The sequence below is a fragment of the Arenicella xantha genome (assembly GCF_003315245.1).
GTDB lineage: Bacteria > Pseudomonadota > Gammaproteobacteria > Arenicellales > Arenicellaceae > Arenicella > Arenicella xantha.
In genome coordinates this window covers 461,573-479,819 of record NZ_QNRT01000002.1, presented here as the reverse complement: position 1 = coordinate 479,819, position 18,247 = coordinate 461,573, and the positions used below count along the sequence as shown (strand labels likewise).

Annotated in this window: 14 protein-coding genes; 4 read left to right on the top strand and 10 right to left on the bottom strand. The window is 46.1% G+C overall.

All coding sequences use genetic code 11. The features are described 5' to 3' along the window. The first annotated feature begins 200 nt into the window (after positions 1 to 200). The gene (locus DFR28_RS08005) at positions 201 to 437 is read left to right on the top strand and encodes a hypothetical protein (protein ID WP_147250954.1); all 237 of its coding nucleotides are present in this window, start codon (positions 201 to 203) and stop codon (positions 435 to 437) included. Positions 438 to 546: 109 nt separating this feature from the next. Here the strand turns inward: DFR28_RS08005 and DFR28_RS08000 are convergent, their stop codons facing one another. The 5 genes from DFR28_RS08000 to DFR28_RS07980 all read right to left on the bottom strand — a co-directional run bounded on the left by DFR28_RS08000 (position 547) and on the right by DFR28_RS07980 (position 9,927). Then, entirely contained in the window at positions 547 to 927 is a 381-nt protein-coding gene (locus DFR28_RS08000; RefSeq protein ID WP_113953810.1) for a hypothetical protein, read from the bottom strand. A 12-nt stretch (positions 928 to 939) separates the two neighbouring features. Further along, on the bottom strand, positions 940 to 5,028 hold the full coding sequence (locus DFR28_RS20050) for a beta strand repeat-containing protein (protein ID WP_113953809.1): 4,089 nt from the start codon (positions 5,026 to 5,028) through the stop codon (positions 940 to 942). A 347-nt stretch (positions 5,029 to 5,375) separates the two neighbouring features. Further along, a complete protein-coding gene (locus DFR28_RS07990; RefSeq protein ID WP_113953808.1) occupies positions 5,376 to 7,685 on the bottom strand; it encodes a DUF255 domain-containing protein in 2,310 nt (769 codons plus the stop codon). After that, positions 7,672 to 8,820, bottom strand: coding sequence for a glycosyltransferase family 4 protein (locus tag DFR28_RS07985; protein WP_113953807.1), 1,149 nt, complete (start codon positions 8,818 to 8,820; stop codon positions 7,672 to 7,674). The genes DFR28_RS07990 and DFR28_RS07985 overlap by 14 nt, the downstream gene beginning before the upstream one ends. After that, positions 8,821 to 9,927 carry a glycosyltransferase gene (locus DFR28_RS07980; RefSeq protein ID WP_170132017.1) on the bottom strand — a complete coding sequence of 369 codons (1,107 nt, stop codon included), beginning with the start codon at positions 9,925 to 9,927 and terminating at the stop codon, positions 8,821 to 8,823. 264 nt (positions 9,928 to 10,191) lie between these two features. On the opposite strand from DFR28_RS07980, the gene DFR28_RS07975 reads away from it, so the two are divergent. The 3 genes from DFR28_RS07975 to DFR28_RS07965 all read left to right on the top strand — a co-directional run bounded on the left by DFR28_RS07975 (position 10,192) and on the right by DFR28_RS07965 (position 13,229). Then, positions 10,192 to 11,001, top strand: a complete 810-nt coding sequence (locus DFR28_RS07975) for an ABC transporter permease (protein WP_113953805.1) — start codon at positions 10,192 to 10,194, stop codon at positions 10,999 to 11,001. Positions 11,002 to 11,008: 7 nt separating this feature from the next. Then, a complete protein-coding gene (locus DFR28_RS07970; RefSeq protein ID WP_113953804.1) occupies positions 11,009 to 11,761 on the top strand; it encodes an ABC transporter ATP-binding protein in 753 nt (250 codons plus the stop codon). 79 nt (positions 11,762 to 11,840) lie between these two features. Then, positions 11,841 to 13,229, top strand: a complete 1,389-nt coding sequence (locus DFR28_RS07965; protein WP_113953803.1) for a sulfotransferase family protein — start codon at positions 11,841 to 11,843, stop codon at positions 13,227 to 13,229. A gap of 18 nt (positions 13,230 to 13,247) precedes the next feature. On the opposite strand, the gene DFR28_RS07960 is transcribed toward DFR28_RS07965, so the two are convergent. The 5 genes from DFR28_RS07960 to DFR28_RS07940 all read right to left on the bottom strand — a co-directional run bounded on the left by DFR28_RS07960 (position 13,248) and on the right by DFR28_RS07940 (position 18,225). Next, positions 13,248 to 15,095, bottom strand: coding sequence for a glycosyltransferase (locus DFR28_RS07960; protein ID WP_113953802.1), 1,848 nt, complete (start codon positions 15,093 to 15,095; stop codon positions 13,248 to 13,250). A 44-nt stretch (positions 15,096 to 15,139) separates the two neighbouring features. Further along, positions 15,140 to 15,436, bottom strand: coding sequence for a hypothetical protein (locus DFR28_RS07955; protein WP_113953801.1), 297 nt, complete (start codon positions 15,434 to 15,436; stop codon positions 15,140 to 15,142). 12 nt (positions 15,437 to 15,448) lie between these two features. Next, positions 15,449 to 15,751 carry a hypothetical protein gene (locus DFR28_RS07950; RefSeq protein ID WP_113953800.1) on the bottom strand — a complete coding sequence of 101 codons (303 nt, stop codon included), beginning with the start codon at positions 15,749 to 15,751 and terminating at the stop codon, positions 15,449 to 15,451. A gap of 296 nt (positions 15,752 to 16,047) precedes the next feature. Next, positions 16,048 to 17,262, bottom strand: coding sequence for a glycosyltransferase family 4 protein (locus DFR28_RS07945; RefSeq protein WP_113953799.1), 1,215 nt, complete (start codon positions 17,260 to 17,262; stop codon positions 16,048 to 16,050). A 24-nt stretch (positions 17,263 to 17,286) separates the two neighbouring features. Then, positions 17,287 to 18,225 carry a hypothetical protein gene (locus DFR28_RS07940; RefSeq protein WP_147250953.1) on the bottom strand — a complete coding sequence of 313 codons (939 nt, stop codon included), beginning with the start codon at positions 18,223 to 18,225 and terminating at the stop codon, positions 17,287 to 17,289. Between the last annotated feature and the right edge of the window lie 22 nt (positions 18,226 to 18,247).

Below are 18,247 nucleotides of genomic sequence, written 5' to 3'. Positions count from 1 at the left end.
CACCAACGCAATTTTATTTTTATTGTCACGGTGGTTTGGTATTAATAGATGTTAGTCAAAGCGAGCGCTGATGTCACGTGCCTCTCTGTTATAGGGGCAATAAATACGTGGCATACGGCACACAAAGGCATTCTACCTATTCAGTTCAGAGGATCAAGCCGCCAGCGGCAAATTCACGTACTTAGGTGTACTATATGCCTATGCAAGAGAAAAAAAGTGAACTAAAAAGCGCAAAGCAAGAGCGTGTCGTTTTGGACATCATGTCCAAATTGAGCGAAACACATCCATCGTTCTACTATTTATCGACGATAGAGATAGCGGTCGAGATTGAAAAATATATTCAAGCTTCCGGTCAACTCAGTGCTGAGCAATCAAAACTTTTGGCGGGGCTGGATCGCCACGGCATTCAAATGATGCTGAGTCTGCATTCTAATTAGTCATCTCGTTGCGAAGTCTTGTGCAAAAAGTTCTTTGCAAAAAAAATGCCGCGTATCACGACGGCGGCATTTTCAAATTAATTGAATTACGTTGGTTTTCAGTCGCCTCCTAATTCGGTAGATCAAGCTCACAACTGCATTGCGTCGCGCTCATTGCGTCAAGTGATTCTTCGACTCGACATAGCTGTGCCGATTGGTCTGCGGCTTCTGCCTCACAGGCAGTCTGGCATGAGGTGGCACCGGATGCATTGCCCGCAAGCGGCCCGCCGACAACAGTGTCGGTGGTGCAAATGCTGGTCTGGGCATGCGCAGGTAAAACAATGGCATTTACGATAGGCTTACCCCAGCCAGTCAGCAGTAGCGTGCCGCCAGCGACTCCGGCGATCATCAGCAATTGTTTTCTTCTAGCTTGTTCAGTGGCAGATAACTCATTATTTAAGTTTTCAGACGCTAGGTCCGATGTCAAATTGGTACGTTTTTGATGTGACATATTGATCTCGCTCTAATCAGGGGTTTGTTCATCGAGAAGTAATAAGATAGCCGGTAATGGGCTAGTATTTCTACGGCGCTGGTCAACCAAGTCTGGTATGCCATTATTGTTAGTGTCTGTATCTGCAATATTGGGATTGCTGCCAAAGTTAAACTCTTCGAGGTTCGTGAAACCATCTGCGTCCGCGTCGGCTTGCTGGTCAAATGAGTTGAAGGGGTCTAAGCCATTCGCAAGTTCAAAGCTATCGGGCATGCCGTCACCATCATCGTCTGAATCACAGGCATCACCTAGTCCATCCGAGTCGAAGTCCGCTTGAGTTGGGTTCGGAATAGATGGGCAGTTGTCGACCGAGTTTAAGATTGAGTCGTTGTCATTGTCGTTGAGATTGGCATCACTTACCGTAAGAGTGGCTGACGCTACCCCGCTGTTTCCTATCGAAGAGGTGAGATCTCCTGACACGTTAATGAACAAGCCGCTGGTTGATGAGACTGTATCGACTGATAGGCTGCAGGTATTACCAGCAGCGACTGTGCCACCGGTATAGGATATTAAGCTACTTCCTGCGACAGCGGAGAGTGTTCCACCGGTGCAAGATGTTAATGCATTTGCCGGCGTTGCGATCACTAAACCTGCTGGCAGGTTATCGATGAAGTCAAGATTGCTCGCAACAGATGCACTTGCAGTGTTGTTTATAACAAAGGTCAATCGCGAGGCAATATCGGTGTCCACTGTTGTCGGTGAAAACGCCTTGCTAAACACCGGCGGTGTTGCTGGAATAATAGTAAGCTGAGCTGTAGCTGGAGCTGCAATGGTTAAACCTTGTATTGATAGCGGGCTGGTTATATTCGTAGTCAAACCTGGCGTGGCACTAATCGGAATCGCCAGTTCAACGGTGAACGAGCAAGTACCTCCGCTCGCGCTTAGGTTGCCTCCGGTTAAGGCAATCTGTGAGGTGCCGGATACCAATGAACCTGTGCCGCAAACGTCGACCAGTGGTAAATTGGTTGCTATTAAGCCGCTAATCATCGAATCGAGATTGTCGCTAAACACCATGGGTGATGCGACGGTTGCTGGGCTGTTATTAATAATCGTAAAGGTCAGTGAGGTTGTGCCACCAGCCTGCACCGACATATCGCTGAATTCTTTTGCTAGGCTGACATCTAACGCGACTAGTTCAAAGTCGTCGGTCGCTGGTTCGCCACTAACGGTGGCGGCACCTATTGCACCCGTGATATCGCTGGTGGTATTCAAATAATTTCCTGGAGTTGAGTTGGCCGGTGTTGTGATAGGGACGCTAAATGAACAGACCCCATTGGCGGTTAATACTCCCCCTGAAAAATCAATTGAGTTCCCTGAAATAGCTGTCAGTGTGCCACCGCAAACGGATATAGGTAGGCCACTTACTGAGGCTCCGCTTAGCATTGTTTCGAGGTTGTCACTAAATGCTACTTGGGTAATTTCATTGACTGCATCTAAGTTAGTCAAGGTGAAATTCAAGCTGGTCGAAGCGCCAGCCACTACCGTATCGTGTGCAAACGCTTTGGTGATGCTTAAGCGCTTAGTGTCGATTACTAATTCACTGCTTGCGGCATTAAATACTAGCGCTGAAGCGCTGCCGTTGATCTGAGCAGTTAGGTTGCTTGTAGTGTTTACGTAGACAGAGTCGTTCGCGGCGGCTGGTATTTGCACAAGAATATCAAACGTGCAACTGGCTACGCCCGAAGGCAATGAGCCTCCAGACATAATTAAGAAGGTCGTGCCGCTTAGGCTAGAACCACTACCACAGGGGTCTGTTGGAAATGGTGCGACGGCAGCTAATCCGCTGAGCGCAGCATTTAAATTATCGGTAAAGAAAATGCTAGATGCGGTATCAGTTATCTCGGCTTTGTCGATGGTGAATCGTAGTGTTACTAGGTCACCGGGGAGATTGGGGCTCTCGATGAAGGTACTGGACAGCTGCAACGAGGCAATAACTAAGTCGGCGGAAGCGGGTGCGCTGGTGGCTGGCAATGTCCCGATTATGGCGCCTAATTCGCTGGTGGCGCTGGTGATGGTCTGTGAGCTTGCATTTTGAGGTACACCTAATACAACGCTAAATACACAGCTTTCGCCGGGTAGCAGGCTGCCGCCGCTAAAATTAAGTATGGTATCGCTAGCTGAGCCAGTTAGTGCTGAGCCAGCACCGCATGCGGGGTCAGGTGTTGATGGTAGATTAGCGGTTAAGCCCACCAATACGGCACTGAAATCATCCGTGAAGCTTATGGCGGTGGCGGGTTCGCTGGCCTCTTCTGGGTAGCTAATTCGATATTCTAGAGTCACTGTGCCGCCTGGAGCGACTGGGCTGTCAACGAACGTTTTGCTGATGCTGGGCACCGGCAAAATTGTAATTGAGGTCGTCGCTGGTTTGATTGTTCGTGTGGCACCATCAACCGTGCTCGAGCCGTTTTCAAGAGTGACTGGATAACTACCGGTGGATGCATCAGCACTGGAGTCAAATGTGATGGAAAAGGTGCAGGTGTCTCCGGGTGATCCCGCTGGAGCGAGGTCGCCGCCAGAGAGAGTCAGTCGCGCTGGATCGAAGGATGCCGGAAAAAAAGTAACTGTCGATCCTGTGCCGCACGATTCGGTCGCTGGCAAGGAGGTTGCCGTTTGAAGCATTATCGGAAATTCAGTCGAGAAGGAAATATCAGTTGCTGATGATGTCGTGCTGTTATTAGTGACCGTATAGCTTAGCGTCGTGGAATCAGATGCTCTAATCGTTTGTGGGCTAAAGCTCATAGTAACTTTAGGCGCGGTGCTAATCTCTAGCCGGTCACTAGCGGTATTGCTAGTAAATGGAGAACCATCAAGTAGTACGGAGGCAGCCGACGTGGTGCTAGGGTAAAGTCCAGAAGCTGCTCCGGTCGGTACATTCAATGTGGTTACAATTGTGCAAGAAGATTCGGCCGGCAAGGCGCCACCGTTGAGCGTGATAGCGGTGGTGCCAAGACCGCTTACTGAACCACCGCAACTATTAGACTTCAGTGTTGAGTAGGTTAATCCGCTTAGGGCTGCGTTTAGGTCATCGGTGAAAGCGATATTGGTGGCCGTTGCGTTTCGCGTTAAATTGGTCAATGTGAATGCTAAGTCTACGCTGCCTCCGGGTGCAACGGGGTCATCTAGAAATGACTTGGCTAAAAATTGGCGCGGCACTGATAGTGATGCGCTAGCTTTACCAGATGTTTGGCCACCAGCTGAAAGGTCGCTACTAATAGTGTTGTATTCACCAGCTGCTTCAGCTTTGACTTCGAGTGATACCTCGCAGGTTTGACCTGCATCGAGAGCTGCGAAGTTCGGATAAAAACTGTTGGCAAAAAAGACAATTGAACTAGAGTTTGGTACTGCGGTTAGCGTCGGAGGAATAAGTTCTGTGCCACAGTCTGTTGTCGCGAGAGTGTTTTCGGAAATAACCAAGCCAGTTGGTAAGTCATCAGTAAAACTGAGAGTTGCAATATTGCTCTGGTTTGCGCTGTTATCGATGGTAAATGTCAGTTGGCTGGTTTGCCCTGGAGCAATGGTGCTCGGCGAGAAAATTTTGCTGAATCCAGGTCGTTCCGCAGTCACATTGAGGTCTGCGTTGGTCGCGGTTGCCGAGCTATTCGTTGAGGTCAGTTGGCTCGGTTGGTTCGTGTGAATAACTGGTGCACCAGAAACTGGTGTGGCGTTGCTGACTACATTAACGGTTGCTGTGCAAGTTTCGCCAGGTGCGAGACTACCGCCGAAGAACGTAATGCTGTTGCTGCCACTGGTCGCGGTGAATAACGCGGAGGCGCCACAGTTGTGGTTCGCTATAGCTGGGTCTGCAATCGTTAGTCCAACTGGCAAAGTGTTGCTGAAGGCTAGGTCTGTGGCTGGAAGTCCGCTCGGGTTTGAGAGCGTAAACTGTAGTGTTGTGGTGCTACCAGGTCCGATTGTGTTGGGAGAGAAATTATTATTGAAGGTTAAGCTGCTGACGGCAATTCCTGCGCTGGCCAAATGGCTAAAGATGCCGATCAGCATAATCACAATGATTTTAAGTGACGCGGGAAGGATGGCTCGAAGTGTTCGGCTAATTTTCATCATGTCAGAATGCTCTTTAGTGTGTCTTAGAAGTCAAAAGAGCCCTTGAAGAGCGCCTGTTGACGGTATTGGATGGAAACGAGTTTTGTGCAGTTATTCTTATAATTGAGGCGAGGGCTTGGTGGGTAATGAGTCACAATTTCTTCACAGTTTATGCAAGTGACAGGCCAGTCTTTGCAAGACAGAACAACTCTTAAGTTTGTTTTATTTATTGCGCAGATCAATGGATTCCCCAACACCTCAGCCTCAGACCTTACAATCTCACTAATTTTAGTCGTTGTCTAGCACCTTGAAAATTTCGAAGGCGAATATAGCGAGGATTAGAGATATTAGTTGCATTAGCGGCTAGGCTAATGAGGCGCAGTTCGAATAGGGACTATTTCTGGCGATAAACATACTTCGTCGGAGCAAGCTTGGATTCTCAGTTCAAAGGCCGATGCGGCGCAAGATTCATAGTGATCGTTATTGGCTAAGGTTGCAGTGAGATTCGTTGTCTGTTCATAGACTTGTAGTGGTTCTGCTTGGAACCCCAATTCTACAGTATGGTATTTTGGGTAGGTTACGGATTGAATCGTGGCACAACTTCCTTTCAGTGTGTTGAGTGATGTTGGGATTAGGAACTCGCTTAACACTTCGTTTGCGTTGATATGCCAGCCAGGAGCTATGCTGATATTTATGTTTAATTGATCGTTGTTTTGTGATGACTCAACTCGTACCTTACTGCGTGCGGAGTATAGTACCGAGCCGGTCTCTCCTACGTTCAGACTAGAGGCGGCTAACCAAAGACCGCTCGTTGACTCAGGGCTGCTGATAATCTTAGTTGAAAAGTGGGCAAGCAAGCCTCTCGCTAAATCGCGATATTCGATGTCACCGGTACGATTAAACAGTTTTACGAGACTTTGTGCGGCCATCGAGTTACCTGAATAAAGAGCATCGTCGCGCGCTGTGATAAGAGCAACCGATAAGCCTTTGCCGTTAGTTTTATTGCTAATCAAAAAAGCGCCGGTGTTAGAGTCATGAAACTCCAGTGTCATTCGCTTAATAATGGCTTCCGCACGATCCAGCCAAAACGATTGTTTTGAGGTGTCGTAGAGGTCAATGAATGCGTTGGCTGCATACGCATAATCATCAAGAGCGGCGGGGATCTTATAGCTATCGGCGGTGATGGTTCTGAATAAGCCGTCTTGGTCTGAATATGCGCTTGCCCAGATCTGCTCGGCTACAGCAGTCGCGCGGTCGAGATAGTTGGTAATATTATGTGATCGGTAGCCTGCGACTAAGGCTGAAACGGTCATCGCATTCCAAGCGGTGATGATTTTAGTATCCGTTTTAGGTGCGGTACGCTGTGATCTTATCGCTGCTAGTTTTGATAGCAAAGCTTTGGTCTGTTGTAGTTCAGTGCTGGCCACGTCTGGCTTAAACCGGAGTACATTTGCACCGTTGAAATTACCTTGTTTAGTCACACCGAAAACGACTTCGGCCAGCTTGAGCTCTGTGGTGGAAAGCTGTGTGCTCAGTTCTTGGTAGCTCCACAGGTAATACCCGCCTTCCGTGCCACCGCTCTCAGCATCCATCGCTGAGTAAAATCCAGTTTTTTCTGAGTTAGCGAGCTCATCCAATACGAACTGCAAGGTTGATTTGCTGAGTGTGATCAGGCGAGGGTCGTTAGTATATTGTGATGCGAGTGCATAAAGGTGGCCGAGTTGCGCCTGGTTATAAAGCATTTTCTCAAAGTGCGGAATTTGCCATTCGGCGTCGACCGAATAGCGGTGAAACCCGCCGCCGACCTGATCATGGATGCCGCCCTCCGACAAGGTTAAGAGGCGTTGGGTTAAGGAGTTCAGCAGGCTAGTGTCATTGTTTAAAATCGCGCGATGCATTAAAAAGAGCATCTCGGGTTCACGCGGAAACCCTGGTTGGTTATGGCGCGGAGGAGCGAACAGTGTTTGGGCAATAGCTTGCTCGGCTCGATCAATCGCATCGGTGTCGATCGATTTAACCGTGTTCGCTGCTTGGCTCAATTTGGCTAAAGATTTTTTTAAGCGGCCGGCTTGTTCGTTTATTGCTGGCCGGTCGTTGCCCCAAGTTTGGGTGATTTTCTCGAGCAGTACTAAAAACTGCTCAGGAGCAAAGTAAGTACCGCCAAAGAATGCATCCGCTTCTGGTGTTAAGCCAACAGTAAGTGGCCATCCTACTTTGCCTGATAGCATTTGCACGGCAGTTAGGTACGTTTCATCAATGTCGGGGTGCTCTTCACGATCCACTTTGATCGCAATAAAGTGTTCATTGATATAGTTGGCAATTTCCATGTTTTCAAAGCTTTCGCGTTCCATGACATGACACCAATGGCAGGTTGAATAGCCAATAGAGAGAAGAATGGGTTTATCCAGTTCTTTTGCGGCTTTAAACGCTTCGTCACTCCAAGCCCACCAATTAACAGGGTTGTGTGCATGTTGCAGTAGATAAGGCGAACTTTCGCGGATCAGGCGGTTGGTAAAAAGCGGTGTTCCGTCGGACTTTAAGTGTTCGGTACGGATGGGGTAACTGCCTTGTTTGGCCCGACCAACCTCATCGAGTGTCAGTTCAGGCTGGTCGCAAGCTGAGACTGTGATTAGTAGAGCGGCAACCGTTATCAGGCTTGCCTGTTTAAATCGATTCATATACGGCTCTGGTCAATTCGACTGTGTGACTCCACGAAAAATGATTGGCACGATCAATGGCAAGTTGACGGTGCTGTGCATTAGATTCGGGATTGGTTAGTAAGGTGCTGATGGCAGTAGTTATATCAATCACATTGGTTGGATCGACTTCGAGTGCTGCTCCATTTGATACCTCTGCCAGCGCGCCGGAGTTTGATGTGACACACGCGCTCCCGCTTTGCATCGCTTCTAATAACGGAAGGCCGAAGCCCTCATAGAGCGAGGGGTAAAGAAAAACCGTTGAGCCGGCATACAAAAAGGGTAGATCCCGCTCGCTAACATAGCCCAGATAAGTGATTTCGCCTTGCTCTGCGAGCAGGTTTATTCTTGTCATTAAAGAAGATGATTTCCAGCCCGGTGCGCCAGCGATAACCAGCGGGAATTGTTGGCGAGTTGCTGGTGGCAGATTAAGGTAGGCGTCAATGCTTCGACTAAGGTTTTTGCGTGGCTCAACGGTGGCTAGGCTTAATACGTACTGATGATAGTTAATGCCATAGCTAATGAGTCTCTGCGAACAGCTAGACTCGGTTCTGGGATGGTAATTCGCGTCGGCCGCCAATGGTGTAACATGAATGCGCTCGGGTTCTATACTGCAGTGGGTTATTAACTCTTGTTTTACCGCTTCGCTAATCGTAATGATGCTTCTTTGATTCGCTAACAGTTGTTTGAAATAGCGATCTAAGAACGTGACTCGATGACGAGGATGTGAGCTCCGTGCATTAATGTGTGATGTGTCAAATAATGTGATGACGTCTGCATTTGGATTAGCGTAGTTGACATCGTGTTCGATGAGCGGCTTAGGTTCTATGCGAGATCGAATTCGACGAAACTCGGCCTTTTTTAGATGATGATATATGTCTCGCGAAAAGGGTAGGGAGCCGATAAGTTTGCGCAGGTTTCCATTTGTAGAAATAGTGGTTTCAAGCAAGGATTTTGTGAGCCGTTTTAGCGTCTGTCCTTGATACAGTTTTCCTTGATAAACGGCTACTACAGGCTGGTTCTGCGTTAACTGACCGTTAATCAGCTCCAAGGTGTAACGGCCGACGCCAGTTATTGGTGGGCGAATGCTGTTTAGATTGTAGATTGGTTTGATCATCTATTGCTGGCCTAACAGCGACTCGTAAAGATTTTCTACTTGACGCTCAAATTGAGCACCAGTAAAGCAATCGATAAATCGATGGTGACCCGCATCTCCTAATCGATGAGCCAGCGTTGAGTCGCAAAGGAGCTGGTTCATTGCGTTTGCCAGTGCGTCGACATCGCTTGGCTCGACGGTGAGAGCTTCTTTGTTGTGGCGTGCAACCCAAGGTACCGACGATGGTAGGTTCGTATTAATAATTGGTTTTGCCAGCCGCATTGCTTCTAGTTGCACCACGGCAAAGGCCTCGTTCTCCATTACTGAAGGCACAACAAGCCCAGTTGACTGCTTTAGCAGAGCGTTAACACGGCTATCTTCAGCGTGCCGCTCAAAGTGAATTCGACCAGACGCGTCGGACTCCAATGCCAATTTCTTGTGTTTCTCAAACAATGGACCATCGCCAACAATAACTAGATTTCCTTGTACATTTTGCATGCTGTTGATAGCTATATTGATGCCTTTATAGGAAACATGGCGACCTATTAGGAGTAGGTACTTATCGTATTCATCTATGGTAGCTGGTGAGTTTGATTCATCAGCAGTTGGGATGCCATAGGGAATGATAGAGACCTTGTTTTGGAAAAAACGTAGAAACCTAGAGCGCGTGATCATCCGATCTGAGGTGACTACAATGGCTTTCGCTCTGGCTAACAATAAAAATGTAAATGGTGCGACAACCCATTTTAGTCGACGTTGTGCGATGACTCTTGAGTGCCAGTGAACAACGATGGGAGGTGAAAACAAAATAAATGCATAAGCCAGTTCGACAAGAGGAAAGGGGTAGTGAACCGCAATCAATTCATGCTGTCGCTTTTGTTGCTTGATTGCACTAATTATACTCGGAGCGATTGGCATAGAAGCTAAATGTGCATAAGAGCGGCACCTTATTATGCTAACTCCGTTTCGGTCTTCGCGTGATATAGCACCATCATCGGCGGTTGTCAGTACGGTGTGTTGATGTGATTTGTCTAGACTGGTTATATGTTCGACGATGCGTTGTACGCCACCTTTTTCAGGTAAGAAGACTTTGCAGATATGGAGAATTCTTCGTTCATTTTTATCCACTAGTGTTGCCTTTGGCACGGAATGTTATTCTTATATATCGCACAGTATACGAAAAAAAAGTCAAATAATTCCTTGTTTCCTGATTTAGCATTGGTTGTTTTTAGTTATTTTTGCAGTGCTCGTTGCGATTCTGTAGTGTGCAGTTCAAAAATGTTTAGGTCTGGAGTTCAGTACGCTGATACTGTATGGTTCTGTTCCTCAAACGTAGCCTAGTCTTTAACTAAGCTCCAATCTTCGAGTTATTAAATACCCCCTGCAACGCTCATGACCGAGTCTTCTGATCAATCTTCTAATCTGCGACTGGCCTTTCTAGACATTCAAAGGGGACTACTGAGTTTCCCGATATTTATAGCTTTAGGGTGGAACGATGTGCGCAATCGCTATAATCGGTCGAAGTTGGGTGTTTTTTGGGCGAGTATGAGCATTCTTATTTTTGTCGCGGCAATTGGACCAGTTTACGCTCGTCTTATGGGTGTTGAGGTAAGAATTTATTTATTGCATTTGTTACTCGGGTTTATTATCTGGAACTATATTTCTTCGATCATTATGGAAAGTGGCCGAGAATTCATCAATTCAGCCGGATTTTTAGTTTCGTTTCAGCTTAGCTACTTCACTCTTTTATTTCGAGTGGTGTGGCGCAATTTGATCGTGTTGATGTATCAGATGCTGGTATTTCTGGTATTCTCGTTGGTATTACAGCATCCTGTGAAATTAGTTTGGGCAGTCGCGCCAGTTGCTCTTCTGTTGTTGACGCTTAATGCTCTTTGGATGGCTTTATTGATGAGCGTGTTTGCTACTCGTTTTCGCGATGTGTCGGAGTTGATGAATAATATTTTTAGATTAGTATTCTTTATAACGCCGATCATGTGGATGCCTAGTGTGGATGAAGATTTGGCTTTGGTTGCAAACCTTAATCCCGTTTATCATCTAATAGAAGTGTACAGGCAGCCTTTGTTATATGGGGAGGTTGAGTGGAATTCATGGCATTTGGCTCTACTGTTAGTAGCCGTCGGGTGGTGTGTGGCGTTACCGGTGTTTGCAAAGTATAGAAATAGAATAGCTTTTTGGTTGTAATCTAGATATGCCGTATCTTCGCCTTGATGATGTATCATTAGCTTTGCCTATTTACGATACCGTCCACCGATCAATAACGAAAACAATCACTGATAACATTCCCATCGGCGGAAAGATCCGTGTTGATGCAAGGCGAAAGTCTTCTATTTTGGCGCTTGACAGGGTATCGCTCTCCTTCAAAAGGGGAGACCGGGTAGCATTACTTGGCCATAATGGCGCAGGAAAGACCTCCCTGCTGAAAGTTCTAGCTGGCTTCTATGAGCCGACTTCTGGCTCACGACATGTTAATGGGAAGGTTTCGGCTCTCCTGGAACTTGTGGCTGGAATGGACTTGAATATCACTGGCTATGAAAATATTCAATTGTGTGGGACGTTACATGGTATGCGACGTCAGCAGATTGTTGATCGTACGGAGAGTATTGCAGAGTTCAGTGAGTTGGGGTCCTACCTAGATCTTCCTGTTCGGCTCTATTCGCAGGGGATGATTCTCCGTCTGGCTTTTTCAATTTGCACCAGCATCGAGAGTGATATTTTGTTACTCGATGAGTGGGTTGGGGCAGGAGATAAAGCTTTTATAGACAGAGCGAAGAACCGACTTAGTGAGATGGTCAATCGCTCATCAATTTTGGTTTTAGCCACCCATAGTCATGATGTTGCAAAAAACCTTTGTAATAAGGCCATGTTTCTTGAGCATGGCAGAGTGATACAAACTGGAAATATTGATGACGTGATCGAATTTCAGGCTGAATGTAATCATTGATGATGAGTGGGGGGTGAGGTTGCTAATGCTGGGTAAGGCAAAAAATTAATCTATTAGGCAATGGCGGTGAAATCGTTTCATGATTGACCTTAATAACAGAATCTCTACTGCGTTGGTCGTTTTAGGTTTTCATCGCAGTGGCACATCTGCGTTTGCTGGAGCGTTGACGAAATCTGGACTTGCTGCACCTAAAACACTGATTCCTTCGGTGGCGGGAGAAAATGACAAAGGGTTTTGGGAATCTGCACTACTTTCAAGATTTAATGATGATTATCTGACTTCTCGTGGCTATGCTTGGGACCAATTTTGGTCTAATTCGCTAGATTTAGGCATTCTAATGACTCATACGCAAGCAGAGTTGGATTCTCTATGTGAGTTAATACTTTCCGAATTTGGTACAACCAGTCAAACCATAGTATTGAAGGATCCGCGACTGTGTCTGGTATTGCCTGTGTGGCAAGCGGCACTTGAGCGTTTAGATATTAGCCCAGTCTATTTGTTCGCGTTGAGGAACCCTAGTGAGTCAGCGCAGTCATTAGCGCTGCGGAATGAAATTCCGTTAGAGCAATCTCTCCTCTTATGGCTGCACTATGTGCTTAACGCTGAAAAAATGACTCGTGGTGCGAAGAGAGTGTTCATTGAATACGCAGACCTTTTATCTAACCCAGTTGAAACCGTAGAAAAAATTTTGATGGAGCTTGAATTGCCGGTTGATCTCTCCACGAGTTCGTGCGCTGAAGTGCGTCAGTTCGTTGATAAAGGGTTATGGAGACACAAGGCGAATCCCGTTGACGGTGTGCAAAAGGGCTGGGTGTATAACGAGGTTTATCGTTCTATTGTGTCTCTAGGCAGCACGAAGAGCTTACAGGAGTTAGATCACTCCTACGCGCAGTTTGGAGCGATTTTAACCGATGTCGCGTCGTTGATTTCGGTGCGTGAGAGGTTGATTAGTGATTTATCAACGCGAGTCGATTCAGCTACTAGTCGCTTGGCAGTGCAGAGTTCTGAACTGCAAGCCCTGAGAGATGAGGCTGACGCTCTCAAAGCATGTGTTCAAACCCATAAGGCTAAAGCCGATTTACTTATAAGCCATCAGCAGTTATTTGAGAATTCATGGCTGGGTAGTTGCGCAACGTTCATTCAGCGGATGTCGCATAGGGTCCTGTCAAATTCGATGGCCGCGAGAGCCTATTTGAAGCTTAAAAAAATTGATAATGCCAATGATCGCCTTAGAGAAATGAAGGTGCTACAAGATTCAGGCTTATTTGACAGCGCCTACTATCTGGAGGTCAATCCGGGTATTAAATGGATGATGACTCACCCGCTGTTACACTACATTACCGTGGGGCACCGCCTTAACTATAATCCCAATAGCAATTTTGAAGAATGTGCTTACACGAAGGGTGTCTCTCAGTTTAGTGAAGGTAGCGGCCTGTTTCATTACGTGAAAAAGCACAGCAAGAATTAGATTTTTCACTATGTTTATTTACGCGCCGATGTCATCAAGCCGTTGCCGAATTTTGTGTGCTGCACTATCCCATGTCCAGTTTTTAGCCACGTCAATAGCCGCGATTGTTCCGATTTTTGCTGCGTCCTCTCGGTTTTCAAAAACCTGTCGCATTAGATATCTAAAGTGCTCTTTGTCAGGTTTTGCCCAGTAAAACCCCTCGTAGTACGGGCACTTTGCTTTGGCTGGTTCGAGACAAGTAACCTCTATAGGAAACCCATTAGAGCTATTAAAAAACTCAGTTTGAGCACTCCAGTCAGTTGCAATGCAAGGGAGCCCGCAGGCCATAGCCTCCATCAATGGCATGTTCCAACCTTCACCTTTGGATGGCGACAAGAAGCAATCGGATGAGCGATACAGCGTAGGCAAGTCTTCCCTCGCAAACTCTCGATTAACTATGAAGTCGATACGACCGCCGTTGGGGTCAAGCTCAAGGTTTGCAATTCTTTCTCTTAAATTAATAGATGGGTCGGTGTTCATTATTTTTGCGACTAATCTAACATCTTCGTCAGCAGAAAATGTTGCATTAAACGTCTTCAAAATTAGTTCTGGTTCTTTCCGCTCACCCCATTCGAACAAAGATAGAAATACGTAGTCATCGTTCGGGGAATCTATGAAGTTGCCGTCTGGGCGAAATATGTCAGTATCTATTCCTAGTGGTATCTTATAGATCGGTTTGGTCAGTCCGCAACTTAGATATGCTTCTTTAGCAAATTGTGACGGCACCCAGATTTCATCCATTTTCTGAGCTTGTCGTACCCATTCGAATGGAAAGCCATTGACTTCTAGCATTGTGAATCCGACTTTATATCGGCCGTTATTGCGGTATAGGACATCACCTTGAGAGTATGCGATCGATACTTTTGGTTGGATGAGACTAGATCTGCTGGCAATAAGGTTAATTCGATGGTCGCCGTAAAAAGTGTTTTCAACCACAGGGAAAATAGTTGATGGTCCATAGATATAGTCGTAGCTTACTTTAGTGCCTTGTTTTTCAAGTGCTAAAACAAATTCTCGACTGCTTGTCGCATAGCCCGTCGGAAAATTAATAATGGATTGCCACCGGACCTCTTGATCGTAATTATTTTCGAGTTTCTTCTTCCATTTCTTTTTGAACACGCGTTGGCTTGTCCGAAAAAGCTTCATCATTTTCTTTCCGTCGCCTTTGGTTGAGCCATGTTCGTCATGCATTAGGGTCACATCACCACAACAAAAAATTTTCTTACCAGCTTCAGTTACTCTTAAGCAGTAGTCAGTGTCCTCGAAATAGGATATGAAGTCCTCGGACAAAACGCCGACTTCATTGATTGTTGAGCGTTTGATATATGCACAGGCAAATACGATTCCTGATACTTCGCGTCTGAACTCGTATTGGCCATAGTCTACTGAACCACTGCCGATCTGTTGTCCCCAGCAATCATCTGGCAGAATATAGGTGCCGGCGTGTAACAATCTTCCCTCATTGTTAATTAAGCGTGCACCAACAATTCCAATGTCATCTTGTTCATGTGCGCAATCTGTTAGTCGCTCCAACCAATCCTCTTGGGTGAACTGTAAATCGTTATTTAGTAATACAATGTCGCTATCTGGGTCGGAGGCTTCGATGCCTGCGTTGTTACCGCGAACATAGCCATAATTTTTGTCGAGCGAGATAACATCAAGCCAGTCGTAGTTTTCCAGATTTTTGAGGGTTGAGTCGGTTGAGCCATTGTCAACAACCAACACTTTGGCATCGCCAATGTTTGTCTGGGCTAAACTATCTAGGCAGCGCTCGGTTAGATACCACCGATTCCAAGTCAGAACAATTAGAGTGATTTTCCGTTTCATAGTTGTGCCTGTTTTTTATAAATATCGATTGGGGTTTTCTGTATTTATTTAGATCTGACTTGCCAACACTCTTCTAGTGCCGTGCTAATTGTGCCTACGTGAATCACGTGACCAACGTCGACGCTTGAGAGCGCGCGTTCAAGGTCGAAGCTGGTTTTCGGCTTAGATCTTTGTGATAAGGCGGTATGACTTTTTGTAGATACGGTAGATAGCGAACTCGGCAATGGCTCGTTTGTTCGAGAGGAGTTTATCAAGAGGACTAGGTCTTCGATGCTTTGCTCTAGACCAGCTACTTTTCCCCTGAGATACTCAATTTCCTCTTTTTTAGTATTGAACTTCATATTTATTCCCTGTTAGCGAGTGCGCCCGAGTAAGCGTAGTGTTTTCATCATAAGACGATATGCGCGAGATTGTGAGAGTGAGTGTATAAAACGCTGAGCGTTCGCAAGCTCGCTTTCGGTTTCGGCGAGCCGTTTATAGACCGATGGAGGCGCACTGTACACGACCGGTGGCGCGGGCTGTGGCTCAGCCAGTGGTTCATTCAAGTTAGGTTCGTCGTTGCGTGATAGCCTGTCGAGTAACAGCTCGTTGACGAATTTTTGCGCCTCAAGCTGACCAAGTTGATATGGAGTCGAATGACCTTTAGATGCTTTCATAGTTTTATTTAATGACGCTGATTATCGATTTTATGCTGATTAAATACTTGGCTTGATGTTGATGTCAGAGAGAGATGCTTTAGCAAAAGGTGTTTGAGTCAGTGCAGTTTCGCTGGAGCGTAATGATAGCTGAAGTGGCTACTATGATCTATGTTGCTCTAAATTTGCTAGATAGCATGTGCTTTGGTTACTGGGTCGGTATTTCTTTAATCGACCTAAGTGTTATTGCATAGTGTTTAATAAGCTTGGGCAGCAAGTATATTAAACGTTTTGCTGGGCCTGTTTTGATCTCCATATCAAAGTTGTTGTTTCTGATGGTTGCTTAGTTCTGTTGATATCGCGCTATCTATTTGCTTGACGGTCTGCTGCCAACTAGGAGGCCTGAAGCTCGCAGTGAGACGCTGTAGTTCGGTATAGGCGGGAGCACTCTCAGATAGCTCGAGTAACAGAGAAGTCAGGCTCTCTGAAAGGTTTGGGGAAAAGTAGCGTACGTATTTTTCTCCTGCTTCCGGCAGTGAGCCTGTGTTTGAGCAGATTGTTGGGCAACCGCGCGTAAGTGCTTCAATCACAGAGAGCCCGTAGCCTTCATAGTGTGATGCAACGACGTTAAGCCAAGCGTTATCATAGAATGCAATTACTTCATCATCGCTGGCATTATGGATGTGAAATATCCTTTTGTTAAAGTCTTCGTGGGTTTCAATTGACTCTATCAACTTATCTGACAACCAACCCGTTCTACCTATAAGTACTAGATTCAAATGGGAGCGGTCTTTGATTTCGTTAAACGCATCAATTAGAAGAATGTGATTTTTTCGGGGTTCAAGTGTGCCGACGCAAACAATGTATTTACCAAACTTTTCTAGACTAGATGATTTTCTCACCGGGGCGTGGAGATAATTACTACCGACGCCGAGTTGAATAATCGAGGTTTTTGGCTTGGTAATTAGGTGTTTTGTACAATAGTTGCGTAAGTCGGACTCGCTAACTTTGCTGATGCAAAGGAAAAGGTTTGCGTAGCGCAGGTGGGCATCAAGATGTTCGTTAAAAGCAATTCGAGTGTGTGGGTGCGTTAGCTCGGGGAAGAGTATCGGCACTAAATCGTAGTGTAATTTAACTATTTCGACTTCGCCGCGCTTGAGCTCCGGAAATAAATTTTTTCTTTTTAATTTTGAATGCCAAGCGCTTTCGATGTCTAAAAAAATTGAGTCCTGATCTAACGGCTCGATATAAAGGGATTTCGCTTTGGGTAAGCGTTTGATCAAATGATTTTTTATTCGGTTAAAAAGTTTGGACTGAGTTGGTGCGGAAAGCCACAATCTGTCGTGTTCCGACTTGGTAATCTTACGCCAATTTTTAGAGTTGGAGTCATAAATGATTGGTTCGTAGTGGTGCTTCAACGATAGCCCGTTTTTCGATGTAACTATCTTGGCAAATTCTCGAGTGACACGTTGAATGCCTGCGATGTAGTTTGAGTGAAGTGTGTTTTCGATATCAAAGTAGATGGTTTTCATTAAGGCTTCGGTTTAACTAGTGTCTTACTGGTGGATGGAGTAGCGCGTGAGTAGCTTATTGATCCACGTGCGGGGATTTAAGTACTTTTTGAAACCAGTGTTTTGCTCTGGATATCGAAGCCCTATGTCATAGAGTCGCCAAGCTAAAACTTTTTTGGTCGCTTCAATTGTTTTCCGACTCTCTACGTCGCTAATGGTTTCCGTCATTGCGAGAGATTCCTCTGAAAATGGACCGTTCAGCGTATACAAGCTCGGCGTGTAATTTTCGAAAATGTATTCATCGGGCCTTACGAGCGGAGTCCAGGCCAATGGGTGTTCGGGCCAGCAGAGTGTTAAGTATGGGCGTGGTGAGTCGAAAAGATCAGGGTGCTTAACGGCAGCGTAATTGAAGTAGCTGCTCCATTCACACAAAGCAAACTCTATACTGTAGGGTTCGAAGAAGTGACAAGCTTCAAGGTAAATTTGGCGGTCAACTAGCTGTGGCATATGGCTAGCATAAGACAGTGTTGGTAGCCCAAGGCTACTTAAAAGCGCTCCTGTCATTAACTGTCCGGTGTCAAATTCTGTTCGACTATTGGGCCAGGTCATTAAGTCGTGGAAGTAATATCGCTGGTAGCGATTAGCACTTAAAAAATAGTCTAGTTTTACCAATCTAAGTGGGCGAGCGTCATCATCTGACATGATAAATCTATGTTGAACCAACTCCGATGCTATAAGCGATTTGCGCAATAAATAGTTGCGGCGTTGGTGGTCAAGTGAGCTCAGTTGAGACCGCTCCAACTTATTCAACAAAGATTCTTCAGGGGTAAGGGTGATCTTTAGTTCGGCTGGTGCAACAACGGATTTCAACAATGCTTCAGGCATGCAAACCAGTGCCGAGTCAATGTAAGGCATGTTGGCACATACTTTTTTCAATGTTTGGTTCAGTGTCTTAGGTCGGTTGCTGATGTAGACAATCTGCATGGCGATGTGTGGTGAAGTTGAT